Here is a 13,533-nt window from a genome sequence, read left to right on the forward strand (position 1 = left end):
AGCCGGCCCTGTGAGAGAGCTTTGAGCCGGCCCTCGCCGAACCGTCCACGGTGGGCGGGAAGCCGCCTGCGGACAGGCCGGAGGCGGACTGCGGCACGGTGACCGTGCCGGCGGCCGGCTCGTGACCCCTGATCCGGCCGCCCGCAGCGGGTTCATGCGTGCGGCCCGGGGTGGCTCCGGCGTCTCCCTCATCAAAGCAGGGCGAGCCGAGCAGGCGTGCGGCGCTGTGACCGTCCGCTGGACGGAAAGTCGCCGTGAAGGCGATCACGAAAGGGAGAAGACGTGGCTAGTGACGGAGTATGGGACCGGCGTTCGCTGTTGCGGGGGGCCGCCGTGGCGGCCGGCGCCGCCGCGGCCGTGCCGCTGATGGGCGCTGCGGTCACGGCGAGAGCCGGCGGCGGTGACGCGGACTCCGACATCCCGCCGGACACTTTGCCAGGCGGGGCTTACGACAAGTACGTGGCGCAGCTGGCCGCCGCGGGCAAGTTCTCCGGCGTGGTGCTGCTGTCGCACAAGGGCCGGACGGTGCTGTCGCGCAGCTATGGCATGGCCGACAAGGAGAAAGGGATCGCCAACAGCGAGGGCGTCGCGTTCAGCCTCAGCTCGGCGGGCAAGCCGTTCCAGGCGGTGGCCATCTTGCAGTTGGCGCAGCAGGGCAAGCTGAAGCTGTCGGACACGGTCGGCACCTACCTGACGGGCTTCGCCAAGGAGATCGCCGAGCAGGTGACCATCCACCACATGCTCGCCAACATCTCCGGACTGGAGAGCCCGGATGAGGACGTGCAACGCATCTTCCAGAGCCGAGAGGAGGTGCAAGAGTTCTACGGGCAGTGGGCCCGCCATTCGAAGCTGGTGGCACCCGTCGGCACTCCCACCGGCCACGCCGGCGCCGAGGTCGTCATCCCGGCGCTGATCGTGCAGGCGGTGACCGGCAAGACGTACTGGGACTACGTCGAGGAGAACATTTTCAAGCGCTGCGGCATGACCGGCTCGGCCTTCTCCACCAGGCCGCAGTGGCTCACCGATGCGCATATCGCGCACCCTTACATGACGTTGGCTGACGGCAGCGTGGTGGACGCCGTCCGCAACCTGGACAAGAGCAGCTCGAACCAGCTCACGCTGGGCAGGAACCCGGGCCGCAGCTTCATCGACGTCCCCGGGGACGGCGGTTTCGCCACCGCACCGGACCTGGTCCGGTTCGCGCGCGCGCTGAGCGACGGCACGGTGCTGGAACGGCCCTACGCCGACGTACTCACCGCGGCCAAGTCCCCCCACGGACCGCAGTCGTTCGGGGCTTATCAGATGCCGGTCCGCATCGTCAGCGGTCAGTGGGTGCACGGGCGCGCCGGTGCCAACCCTGGTGTAGGCGCCAGCTGGAACATCTACCCCTACACCGGCTGGGTTGGTGTCATCCTCAGCAACACCGATGGCGAGACGCTGCAGGCGCTGAGCGGGCGAGAGGTACAGGCTGTCACCGGAGGCACGCCCGGTGGCGGTGGCGGGGGCGGCTGAGACGGTCCGGCGGTTGACACGAAGGGAACGGATCTCCTGACGTTCTTGTGGGTGAGTTGACGCCCCGGCCTGATGACCGGCCGACCACAGCCGGTCGTCAGGCTTCGCGGGGCTGCCTGGCCTCTCCTGGTGCGCCGCAATGGGGGCACTCGCCGCCACTCTCAATTCGGAGCCGTACGGCCCTTCCTGCGAGGGGTGGCTGCCCGCCCGCGGACACCTGCGCCGTCCACCGGGTCCACACCACCTTGCGGGCGCCACGGGGCAGCGTCCAGCGGTTGCGGTGTGGACGACCGAACACCTGACGGAGTTCTCGGACTACGTCCGCGAGGACGCGTTGTACCCACTGTGGTGGCTGGCCGGGCTCCGCGGCCTGCGCCGCGGCGAGCTCGCCGGGCTGCGGTGGGCGGACATCAGCCTGGAGACCCGTGAGCTCACGGTCGTCCAGCAGCTCATCCACGTCAACGACCGGCTACGAGTCGTCCCACCCAAAAGCGAGGCGAGCCAGCGCACGATCGCCTTGGACACCGAGACGATCCGCCTCCTGCACCGCCATAAGCTGAAGGGGTTCGACACCGCCGACTGGGTGCTCACCCGCGAGGACGGCCAACCAGTACGACCGGACTACCTGACCTACCGGTTCCGTTACGTGGTGGCCGCCAGCGGCCTGCCGCCAATACGGCTGCACGACCTGCGGCGCGACGCGGCCTCCACAGCGTTGGCCGCCCGCGTGGATCTGCGTACGATCCAGGGTCAGCTCGGGCATGCCAGTATCGTGCTGACCTCCGACACCTACACCTCGGTCCTGCCCGAGCTCCATCATGCGGCGGCGGAGGCCACGGCACGCCTGGTGCTCACGACAGCGCGAAGAACAGGTCATAGGCTGCAGAAGCAGAAGCGGACGGTCCATCTCCGGCGTCGTCCCACGAACCGGCCGCCACGCTGAGCGCTTCGCCGGAAAGGTCGCGTGGTGTCGGTTGTCCCAGACAGGACCCAGCTACGACCCATCTCTTGATTCTTTGATCAAGAGGGTGGGTGAACCTGCAGGTAGGAGTGGTAGGGCGCCCGGGGCTCGAACCCGGAACCTACGGATTAAATTCTGGGATGTGCCGCTTTGGTTACTGGTGCCACCATCTAAATCGTCCGAGGATGACGGCCAATGGTGCGCCGTACTACATGCTGAAGAGCATCCAACGAGCAACGTCAGGGCGGCGGCGGTTCCTTGACCGAAGACGGGGACGTGAGGTTCGGGAACGGACCCAGGCTCGCCCCTCGTCACACGAAGCCTCGCGGCACCGCGATGCCGACAGCAAACGTCCCTCCAGATCTCCTCGGTCTGAGCTGCGGTCAGGCACTGTCCTTGGGGTTGGGGAGCACATACTCCACGGCCTTCTTCGCTAGGTGAAGAGGGAAGGGAAGGGCCAGGGGCGCGTCGATGTCTGGTGCGTGGCGCAACTGGTGGACGCAGGCAGCCCACTCGCCGGGCTCTTCTCCGCGTTGGCAGGCGAGGACCGCGATCTCCAGCAGATTGGGGTTAAAGGCGTTCTTGTCGGTGTCCCGGACTTCCTTGCCCGTCCGGTCAGTCCGCACACCCTCCTTTCGTGCCTTGATGGACGCCTTCTTCGCGGTGCCCGGTCTATCCGCAGAGCTGTAGAAGACCCGTTCGCCGTGCGCCTCGGTGAGGGGCCAGAGGCCGGCCGGGATCCCATGGTTGCCGTCCGTGGCGTACCACTGAGGAGTTTCGTCGCGGCTGCTGTCCCTCATCCGCAGGAGACACAGCCGGTTCCCCCAAAGGGCGACGGGCACGGGGTCACCGTCGTCGACCCAGATGTGGTCCCGCATGACCATGCCGTTGTTGAGCCACGGCCAGCCCCCACGGAGGTTCTGCGCATGCACCATGAAGAGAGTCGGCCGATCGCGTAGCTGCGCCAGCAGCGGCCGGAGAAAGGCCGCCGTTCTCCTCTGCAAGTTCTTCTGCTCCTTGTCCCACTGAGAGAAGGAGCGCTGAGTACCGTCTTCGGCAGCTTCGTCGTCCGCCGCGATCTCGTCTGCAGAGGCGTGGGAGTCGACGCCTTTGGCCAGCCATAGCAGGTACTCGGGATAGGGCGCCCAACGGCGTTCGTCCTCGATCCAACCCGACACTCCGCGTACGGCATCCGCCGGACGCACTCTGATGGCGAGCAGTTGCCGGATGGCCTGGCGAGTGGGGCCGTCCTTCCTGCGTTTCGCCATCCATACCGCGATGTACTGCAGGTCCCCTGGGAATGTGTCCACGAAAGTGTGCAGCGGGATGCGTGAGGCTCCGAGCTGTCGGAACGTGTCGATCCACGCCATCTTCGCGCGGTGGGAACGGTTCTTTATCAGAGCCTTGTCTACGGCGGTTTGGAGGAACTGCGTGATCACTCCGGCGTCGGCGTAGCCCAGCCGGACGGCGAACTTCGAGTCGGAACGCTTGATCTTGAAATCCTTCTCGATCTCTACCAGCGCGACCAGCGGCCTGGGTTCCGCCTCGTCGCTTATGGCGTCCGCGATCTCGCTCCGCCGCTTGGCGATGGCCTCGCCCAACTGTTCGCTGCTGGGTGTCCTGGCGGTGCTGACCTCCAGCGCGGCGCCGATGTCTCCGGTGGGCCGTACTTGCAGGATCACGTCGAGCTCAGGCGTTCGCCAGGTGAGGGTTTCGTCCGCGCTGTCGGGAGCAGGCAGGTCGAGCAATCTGCTTAGGGACGTGACCAGGGCGTCGCGGGTCGCTTCTTCCTGCCAATGGACGCGGGCGACCAGCGGTGCGCCATCGAGTGCCTCCCGGAGCAATCGGCGTCGTTCGACGGCCTCCCTGGCCGCCTGCTCCGCCTTCTTGTGCTCCAGGATCCGCACACGATCGGCCTCGGTTACCTTCCTGGGTGCCAGGAGCTTCTTCGGCGCGTTGGACGGCTTGGCGGGCCAAGGAGCGCGACGGCAAGCGGGGACACGGGTGAACTCTGAGGCGATTGCCTCGTCGATCCACGCCATGAGCGGCACTCTGTCCGCGGACATGAGCCCGGCGCCCACTCCGTGGGTTCCCATGGTCGTATGGTGGGGAATTCCTGCCCTGATGCCCGCGAGTCCGTCCAGGTATTTTCTGGGATTCCTTCCCAGATCCGCCGCGTCAACCGCGGAGCGCACCAGGCTGGCTGCTGGGAGTAGGTCGGGCCTGTCGATGGCCCGCCACATATGCTCGGCTCTCCTGGAGTCGTAGCGAAGCTTGTGGATCGCGATCCGGGTGCTGTCTCCCGATACTCCGGGCCACTGCGTGTCGGTGATCACGTGCACGGAAGCCGACCGGCCTGCGGTGTAGACGGTGCCCCGGGCGTTCACTTCGGTCACCCAGCGTCGGACGCCTGTCCGCACATGCAGCCGGAACTGCGAGGTGAACGGCACGGTCTGCAACGTGATGGTAATGACGTAGGAGAACAGTGCACCTGGCGTTTCCGACAGATCGCCACGCGGGGGCCATGAGACGAGTTCCGCTCGCCGGTCGGTGGTCGGGGTCTCGAGAAACGACCAGGGACGTCCGTTCGCTCCCCTGAACTCGCCATGCCGCTGGATGAGGCGGGCCACATAGTCTGGAAGCAGGTGGTACAAGGGTGGCTCGGGCTGGGCGGTCTCCCCATCACTCAAAGCGCGCCCGGCCAGATCGGTGAGCTTGGTCCGCCATGGCAAGGCGGTCCTCGTGAGCAGGCCGTAGGCGTGCTCACGGAGCTCCTCCCTGCCGCGCATGCCGAGGAGCCAGACTCCTAGCAGCCCTCGGACGATCCGGTCGTCAACGGGGTGATGCGCATAGAGCCAAGGGACGTCGTCCTCCATGGAGACCCGCCGGCCCACCGAGATCACATCCGGTGCGGCCAGGGGAAGGAGCGCATTGAGTGATCCGATAGGAAAGGTCTTCACCTGGTCTGAGGGGGTGTCGCCGAGCCCCGACCGGTGGGCCTTCGCGAACGCCGCGCGTAGCTCTTTCGGGACATGCAGGACCTGGAAGGGCTTGAGCAGTGAGTTCTCTGATGGCTGGTAGGCGGTCAAAGTGATCGATTCGTACTTCATTGCCATCTCCTCTCGTCGCCATGGAGGGGGACGGCCTCGGGAGACCGCAGCAGAAGCTCTTTCAGGCCGTCGTAGAGCGGCCGGTAAAGGGCGTCCGCGAGATAGATGTTCGCCTCGGTTGCGGGGAGCCGGTGCGGAGGAGCGGGACGGTGTTGCCACTCCGGCGCGTCCCCGAAGTACGGGGCCAGGACGTCGCGCATGCTGACCAGCAGACTGGAGCGCGGGGTATCCCTGCGAAGCCCGGCGGCGCTCTGGGGAGCGAAGGCCGCGTCCACGAAATGCACGCGAGCGCCCACGCCGCCCCGGGTCAACCGGCCGATCACCTGCCACATCACTACGAGCAGGTCCCACGTGAGGTACTCGCGGTCGGCGTCGCTCAGTCGCTTCCACATCATCTCCCGGTTGGCAAGCCGATGCAGCTCTCTGCGCGCCTGCTTCCGCCATTCCAGACCGGCGGCGTCCAGCGACATTGTGCTCTGGACGACTTGGTCAAAGGTCCCGCCGGGACGGGTACGGCGGACGGTCAGGTCGTTGAGCGCGTGGATGAGCACGCTGACGTCGCTAGGTGTGGGGAGGGGACGGGCCAGGAAATAGACCGATCCGAAGAGTGCCTTCTCTTGATCATTGAGGATGTTGTGTCCGCGTTCGACCGACTGGAGTGGTGCGACAAGGATGGTGTACTTGGTCGCGCCGAAGGTGGCGAGGTCGCCGCGACGGAGCGTGGGAGCGTCTCGGCTTCTGTCCTGCTCGTGGCGCGGGACGTCGGATGCCTCGTCGTCATCTGAGATGAGGACGCAGATTCTGTCCCTCCACTCTCTGAAGCTCTGGAGAGCCCGGCCCGCTTCTTTGGCGTCTTTGTAGCTGCCGGTGAGCACGAGCAGATGCTGACGGCTGGGCGGCAGGTTTCCAAGTTCTTGCGTGAACCTGGAACGCCCGCCTTGGTCCGCCGGATCTGGATCGGCAAGGCCGCGAAGCATCTTCCACAACACGTCGTTTCGATTGGACGACGTGCCGGAGAGCTGCAGGGGTCTCATGGGGTCCCGTGGTGAGGCGTTCTCGACGACGTCATAGACGAAGGACGTGAACATGGAGATCTTCGGGATGGAGGGCTTCTTCTGCTCCTCTACGCGTGCCTTGGCATGCAGCACCGCTTTCACCGGCTCGGCGAGGTGATAGCGGGTGGATGCGCCTGCCCAGCTCGTTCCGGACATCAGCACTACGTTGGGTCCATGGCTGCCGTCAACAGCATGCAGGGTGGGAAGGACGGATAGAAGCTCGCGGCCCACCCCTGTACACCGGATGAACCTCAGCTCGCCCGTCTTGGCATAGACGTCCCTGGCGTCGGGGACGAACTGGAACGCCAGGATGTTGCCCATAGGGGACTCGGGGATCACTGGAGCGTAGTCGGTCGGGGAGCTGTGGTAGAGCGCGTTGGCGGAGGGATCGAGATTGAGCGCGATCTCCACTCGGGGCCAGAGCGTCGTCAGCAGGTTCAGCCGGTCATGCAGGATCGCCACGAGCAGCGTGAACTCGAACCTGCGGCGTTCCCGACGGAGTTCCTCCTTGACGTTCTCCCTCACCTCAGCGTTCAGACCCTTGCCGGAGAGCTCATCAGGGTCACGCAAGCCTGCGAGCTGGGCAAGAAGGGTGTTGAGCTCCTCGGCCGCTCTCGGGCTGCCAGGCCTGCTGGTGACCAGACGTCGGGCGAGCTCCGCGAGCTGGAGCGTCTCCCTGGCTGGCGCATTGTCGGAGAGTTCGGCCTCGTCGTTGTCCCCAACGGGGTCATCGCGGAATCCGTCGAGTATCTTCAGGATTGCTTCGCGTCGCTTGTCGCGGGACTCCTGAGCGACGCCAGGGTCCTGGCTCAGATAGGCCAGCAGCTTCGCGCTCGCCTCCTGCCTCGTCTCGTGCTTGGGGTTCACCCACTCGGCTGCTGACGGAATCCGGTCGGGCAGTCGGGTCGCGGGCCACTGGCCCACAAGCTCGAGCTGGAGCGACCAGACGGTGAAGAGGTCCGATCCCAGCCACTCACGAAGTTCGTCGTCACTCACGATCATGGCGTAGATGCGATTGGCCGCGGTCGATACGGTGTCTAGCGCGGCGGTCCATTGCTGGACTATCTCGTTGGAAAGCTGGATGCGGCCCTCGCGTGCCAACTCGGCGACGTTGTGCCGGTTGATCTCATCCAGCCAGGAGCCGTCGCCCCGCTTGTACAATGTCGCGGTCGGGGCGAACAGGTGATCCAATCTGATTTGGACCTGGTCGGCTTCATCGACGATCAGTAGATCTGCGGTCCTGCAGGCCAGCTCCAGGTAGCGGATGCGTTCAGGGTTCTGCTGAACGGGCACCGACGAGACCGTGAGTGCCTCCGGAGTGGCGACCCAGATGGTCGCCTCGCGGAGCCCTCGTGCGGCATCATGCCTTGGACAGTGACTCCAGATTGGACATCCTCGTCGGGACTTCCGCTTTTCCTCCACAAGATCGGCGGCGACTTCGCCCTCTTGGGAGGTTTGGTCCAGCGGGATCAGCCTTTGGCATGGAGCCTCCAGGTACGGCAGAGGCCCGTCTGCCTCCGCGCCCCGCAGCGCGCTGAGCGGGCAGGCGGTGCTCAGGTAGGCGAACGCGGCATCCTGATGCAGGAGGGGCAGCGGAGAGACCTGCCGGAGCCGCCGGTGCAGCCGTCTGGTGTGCTGGTCGCGGGTGGATGCTCCAATGAGGGGGATCGCGTGCAGTCTGTCCCAGCCGGCGTACGCCTTGTCGCCTTCCTCGATCTTTCGGTCGGCGGCCTCACGCAACTTGTTGAAGCCCTGTGCCACACGGAGCGCCTCGGCGACGTCGCCGACGACGAGGACGACGCGCTGTCCCAATTCGGCCACAGCGTGTGTGGCGAGGATGTCGCGCAGCGTGCTCTTGCCCACTCCTGGAATCCCGATGAGGTTGAGCAGACCGTTGACGATCAGGCGATCCGCTTTGGCAAAGCGCCCGCTCTCCTCGTTCAACGTGGAGAGCTCCATCCCGAGATACCGTGATTCCCAGTCGGTGAGCGCCTTGGACTGGCCCTGGTTCGGCTGGTCCAGGTCCGCCATCTTCTTGGCGGTCTGCCGCAGCGATTCCACGGGTTGGTTGAAGGGCTCTCGGAGGTGCTGGGCCTCCAAAGAGAGACGGGAGTTCACCGGAGGCGGAAGGTTTTCAGGGATGTCGATGTGCTGAGCGCCAATGGTGCGCCCATGGAAGAGATGCGGGCCCGGTTCCGCGATGGTGATCCGGCTTGTGGTGAAGGGCGGCGCAGAATTCAGAAGGGCGTCGTACAGCTCCAGGCGATGCGCCGCGAGCGAGGGTTGTCTCTGAACCGCCGACCAGGCCAGGCTTTCCGCGAAATCGTACGCGCGGTGCCGCTCCGGCAGGTGCCGGTACCGCAGCAGGGCGGAACGCCAGACCTCTCGCCGGTGCATGGACTCCAAGTGGTATCGGGCCGCGCGCAGGATTTGACGAAGCCTGTCGTCCGGGCGGCTCACGACAAGACCTCGGGCGCGGGAGAAGGGATACCCGCCGAACAAGGGCCATCCGTCGATGGGAGCGAGTTGCGGGCTGACCAGCTCGATGACACGGAGCCCGAGTTCGACGGTGTAGTCGAGCCTCTTGCTGAGGTCGTCGTATTCGGCGGCTTCCGCAGCAGGTATGGCCGACAACGCCTCGCGGAGGTGGTCGCGAAGGTTACGCATGCGAGTCTTTCAGCATTCGACGTCCCTGAGTGGGCTTGAGGTTTGGCGGTTGGAGCCTTCCGAGGCACGGAGCCGGGGGCCTGCGATGACGAACTCGCGGATCGGCCGGGCCGCGTGGTGCAGGTTCTCGGCAACGTGGCGCACGTCGCCGATCAGTACGTTGCGTCGGCCGCGACACTTCGTGGTCTCGCACTGCCAGCGCTCTCCGGAGCCGTCTCTGATGGGCACCAGGACCAGGCCGCAGTGGCCACAGACGGCTATCTCGTCTGTGGAGCTGAAGTACCGCTCGTGAACATGGAGGTAGAGAATGTCGATCAGCTCGTCGGTCACCTGGAAGCCGCCTATTCGCTCTAGCTTCAGGAACGCGATCTCCTGGCTGGACAGGACGGGGTGGGCGATCAGCCATTCGCGCAACTCCGGCAAGCCGCAGGGGTGGCCGGCCTCTTCGTAGAGTGAACGAGCTTCCAGCAGAGCGAGCCGTTCTAGGCTTCTGTCGTTTGCGTCCGGGTAGGCGAACTCCAGGGAGAGCCGGAGGCAGAGCTTCGACGGCCGGATCGGATCGAGCTCGACGAGTAGCCCGGTCAAATCTTCGTCATCCGGGAGGCTGAGGAACGGCCATGCGTCTATGGGGCTGCTCCAGCAGAGGGCCATGAGATCGGCCAGAGTGCGGGGGCAGCTCAGGCGTTCGCGGTAGGGCGTCAGGTGATATCCACCTGGATGCCTCAGCACGCCGATGAGGGCGATACGGTCCAGCACGTACTGGGCCAGCGGCGGGTAAGGAACGCTGAAAGCCTTCTCCTTCGGCCAGTCCGCCAGCTGCGCCACCGTCGCGGCCACCATGCCGATGATGCGCCGGGACTCGGCCTCGTTGTAGGCCTCGCCTATGGCATGGTCGAAGGCGGTGGGCGCGGACGAGGGGAATGGAACGTCAGTCATGGAGCGCTCCGGTCCGGTGTGTTCCTCGGCGAGACTGGACACCATCGCTGGTAAGAGCAACGGCTGCAGACCTTCTCGCTGGGCGTCGGGAGATATTCCTCATCCGAATGCCAGCTCCGGGTGAGGCCGTGAATTATATTCTTGGCCCGTTCCTGAACCGACGTCGAGTTCGGGTCGATCACCCGGATGTCGGGTCCAAGAGGTGTGAGTAGTTCCAGCTCGACGGCGGAGTCCGGGCCCGCGGGAATAGCCCCGGCCTTGAACAGGAGTACAGCCAGCGCGAGCTGCGGGTACCAGGTCAATAGGTCGGCACCATCGGCCACGAAATTGCCTGCCGTGGTTTTCAGCTCGCGGTACACCCACGAACCGTTGCGCCGGTAGAGGAGATCTGCGTCCGCCACGATGAGAACATCCGCGTGCCGGTCGTCGGCGGCTACCGTTTGCTCGGGGTACGCAGCACTGTCGGGTGCCGTATCCAGAAAGGGGCAGACCTCCAGGTGGGCCGCGAGCATCGCCGCTCCATTCCGCGCGTACTCGCCTTCCAACGTCCACTCGCCCGCTGACCAGAAGTCAGGGTTCTCTGGGAGGTCGCCTGGAGCGCATGGCCTTCTGGGATTCCTGCCATGTAGCAGCTTCAGCCACGCGTGGACGGCATGGCCCCGGCGTACGAACGCAGTCTTCTCGGACTCCTCATCGGGTGGGAGACTCAGCGCGCGGAAATGCGCCTTGGCGGGACAGTCACTGAAGTATCTCCCGGACGTCACCGACCAGGTCCGTCTTGGGCGGGACGAGTCACGGATGTCCAAGAACCCAGGAGCGCTGTGCAGCCGACGGCACTCCAAACGGATTTTGCAATCAAGGCAGTCCCGTCCCGCGATCTCCGTGACCGGACGGCGGAGTGCGCTCAGGGTGTCGGCGGCCTCCGAGACGAAGAAGGCTTCGGCGGCTTCGGCCGTATCGTCGTAGAGCACCCGCGGTAGCCCGTCTATGCATCCGATCTCCACGAGGCGGACCCGGCTCGGGAGCACGGCGGCAGGGGACGAAGCAGTAAGGGGAAGGAGTGGAAACGGCTTGCCACCACGGTATGGGCCGGGTTTCCTGTCCACGACATCCCGGTCGACGCACGATCCGGTGGCCAGCACATGGGCGGCGGTGGCCAGCTCCGCGTCGGTGCGTCGCTTGGCGCCCGCCTTGCCCATGGCCGGGATGCGGAGCTCGCGGACGGTGTCGTCTCCGTGGCGGTAGACGTAGCCGCGTCCCCACGCGCAGAGCTCCCGAGTACGGGAGTTGACGACGACGGCGTCGCTGGATGGATACTGCCGCACCCAGGGCCCGGCCGGCCGGAGGCCGGCCGCGGTCTGGAGGTGATGGTCCTCCTTGAGCGCGCGAAGGTAGTTGCGCACCGCGTCATGTGTCCACGCCAGCAGCCCCTCGTGTAGCGGGGGGATCAGCTCGCCAGCGATGTCACGCGCCGCGTCGCCGCGGAGGGGAAGGCGCGAGAAGGCTTCGTCCAGCGGTATCTGGTGGTTTTCGACGAGTTCGAGAACGGCATTGAAGGGCGAGAAAGCCACGCTGGCGAAACGTGAAAATTTTTTTCTTGCCGGCCGTTTCACCGAGTAGTCAGTTTTGGCCGCCAGGTAAGTCGGACAACTCTTCTGAGAAGTTGTGGCCGAGCTGCTGTAGACACGGATGACGGCATTGTCGTACTCGTGGTTCGACGGGCTCATTTGACCTCCGGGGGCGTCAGATTAGCATAGCTTTCGCTGTACATTAGAGCCGATCAATTCACCCGGCCAAAAAGGCTATTCTGGCTGCTTGGGGCAGCCGCACAGGAGGTGTGGTGGACGTCGGGGACACAATCCACGACCGCTTCGAGCTCAAACGCAGGCTGGGGCGCGGAGGGATGGGCGACGTCTGGCTCGCGTGGGATGAGGACTTTGAGCGGAAGGTCGCGATCAAGTTCATGATCGAGAGGTCCGCCATCGGCGAGACTGATGCGATGTCGACGGAGGACTACTACGACCTGCGCCGACGATTCGAACGGGAGGGCCTGGCGACGGCTGCTCTCGATCACCCGGCGATCCCGGCCGTTCACCACCGGGGCGTCTTGCGCAGCTCATCGGGAGGGGAGATGCCCTACCTCGTGATGCAGTACATCGAGGGCAAGACCGTCGAGGACCTCCAGGAGGAGCGGGGTGGCTTCCTTGAACCGGAGGAGGCGGCGTGTCTGGCCGTGCAGTTGTGTTCGGCGCTCGCAGTGGCGCATGACGCGAACATCGTGCACCGGGATCTCAAGCCGGCGAACCTCATGGTCGGGCACTCGGGAATGATCAAAATCATTGACTTCGGCGTGGCGTTCATCGTCGACTCCGAGAAGTCGAGGATCACCAGGAGCAGATACTCCAGCCCGGGAACGAGTGGATACGTAGCGCCGGAGGTTCTGAAGGGAGCCAGCCCGGGAGGCGCGGCGGCCGATCTCTACGCGCTGGGAATCGTCGTATACGAGCTGCTGGGGGGACCTGTGTTCCGCGCGGCCACAGCTACGGACCTCGACGCCGCGCATCTGTATAAGGACCCGCAGCCCTTGTGTGAACGGAGGTCGGCGGTTCCGCGAGACCTGGGTGAGGTGGTCGATCGGTTGCTGGTCAAGGATCCGGCGGAGCGCCTCGTCGGCGCCCGCGAAGTATCGGCTCTGATGAGGAGGCATGTCCCCCTGACCGGTTCTCCAGGTATCGGTCATCACGTGGAGTTCGACGTCACGCTGCCGTTCAGAACGCCGTTCGCTCCCCTCGCGCGACCGGACGACAGTATCCGGCCAGCGATGGTCGCCGTGGCGGGGGTCGCCATGTCGGCGGGAGACACGCAGCTGGGACGTGCACGCGAGCTCTGGGACTCGGGCGACCGTGACGCGGCACTCCGTCTTATCAAGCATGTGATGGAGGAGGCGAAGCGGGAGCAGGGCGATGTGGGGAAAGGGGCTGAGCGGGCCTGGCGACTCTACGCGGAGTGGCTCCATGCAGTGGGGCGCGAGGGCGAGGCGGTCGACGAGCTCAAGGACATGCTCCGGATCTTAGACGCCAAACTGGGCAGACGGGACAGGCGGGCAGTGGAAGTGCGCGAGCTGCTAAGGAGATACGAGTCGGAGAAAGAATGACGGGCGAGGAAGTCTGCCCGCCCGTCTTCGTACTATCGCTTCGGCCGCTTCGGATTCGTTGGCCGCTTTTTCTTCGTCATAGCGTCTCCCGGTTCTGAGAGTTTCCGCGGGAAGCCGCGGAGTATTCGGCCAGCTAAG

The 13,533-nt window shown here is 65.4% G+C and carries 7 protein-coding genes; 3 read left to right on the forward strand and 4 right to left on the reverse strand.

All coding sequences use genetic code 11. The features are described 5' to 3' along the window. Positions 1 to 333 precede the first annotated feature (333 nt). Complete coding sequence (locus ABEA43_RS06880; RefSeq protein WP_345559747.1) at positions 334 to 1,512, forward strand: serine hydrolase domain-containing protein; 1,179 nt, start codon at positions 334 to 336, stop codon at positions 1,510 to 1,512. A 280-nt stretch (positions 1,513 to 1,792) separates the two neighbouring features. Then, positions 1,793 to 2,455 (forward strand): site-specific integrase, encoded by a 663-nt coding sequence (locus ABEA43_RS06885; protein ID WP_345559748.1) that lies wholly within the window; start codon positions 1,793 to 1,795, stop codon positions 2,453 to 2,455. A gap of 401 nt (positions 2,456 to 2,856) precedes the next feature. Here ABEA43_RS06885 and ABEA43_RS06890 read toward each other — a convergent pair whose 3' ends face one another. The 4 genes from ABEA43_RS06890 to ABEA43_RS06905 are packed head-to-tail and all read right to left on the reverse strand — an operon-like array spanning position 2,857 to position 11,968. Further along, positions 2,857 to 5,583: a pPIWI_RE module domain-containing protein gene (locus ABEA43_RS06890; protein ID WP_345559749.1), complete on the reverse strand. Its 2,727-nt coding sequence runs from the start codon at positions 5,581 to 5,583 to the stop codon at positions 2,857 to 2,859. Beyond that, positions 5,580 to 9,305 (reverse strand): pPIWI_RE_Z domain-containing protein, encoded by a 3,726-nt coding sequence (locus tag ABEA43_RS06895; RefSeq protein WP_345559750.1) that lies wholly within the window; start codon positions 9,303 to 9,305, stop codon positions 5,580 to 5,582. Before ABEA43_RS06895 ends, ABEA43_RS06890 begins: the two co-directional genes overlap by 4 nt. 9 nt (positions 9,306 to 9,314) lie before the next feature. Beyond that, the gene (locus ABEA43_RS06900; protein WP_345559751.1) at positions 9,315 to 10,241 is read right to left on the reverse strand and encodes a pPIWI_RE_Y domain-containing protein; all 927 of its coding nucleotides are present in this window, start codon (positions 10,239 to 10,241) and stop codon (positions 9,315 to 9,317) included. Further along, positions 10,238 to 11,968, reverse strand: a complete 1,731-nt coding sequence (locus ABEA43_RS06905; RefSeq protein ID WP_345559752.1) for a PD-(D/E)XK nuclease family protein — start codon at positions 11,966 to 11,968, stop codon at positions 10,238 to 10,240. Before ABEA43_RS06905 ends, ABEA43_RS06900 begins: the two co-directional genes overlap by 4 nt. 113 nt (positions 11,969 to 12,081) lie before the next feature. Here ABEA43_RS06905 and ABEA43_RS06910 point away from each other — a divergent pair, with 113 nt between their 5' ends. Beyond that, on the forward strand, positions 12,082 to 13,395 hold the full coding sequence (locus ABEA43_RS06910) for a serine/threonine-protein kinase (RefSeq protein WP_345559753.1): 1,314 nt from the start codon (positions 12,082 to 12,084) through the stop codon (positions 13,393 to 13,395). Positions 13,396 to 13,533 lie beyond the last annotated feature (138 nt).

The sequence above is a fragment of the Nonomuraea rosea genome (assembly GCF_039539705.1).
Taxonomy (GTDB): domain Bacteria; phylum Actinomycetota; class Actinomycetes; order Streptosporangiales; family Streptosporangiaceae; genus Nonomuraea; species Nonomuraea rosea.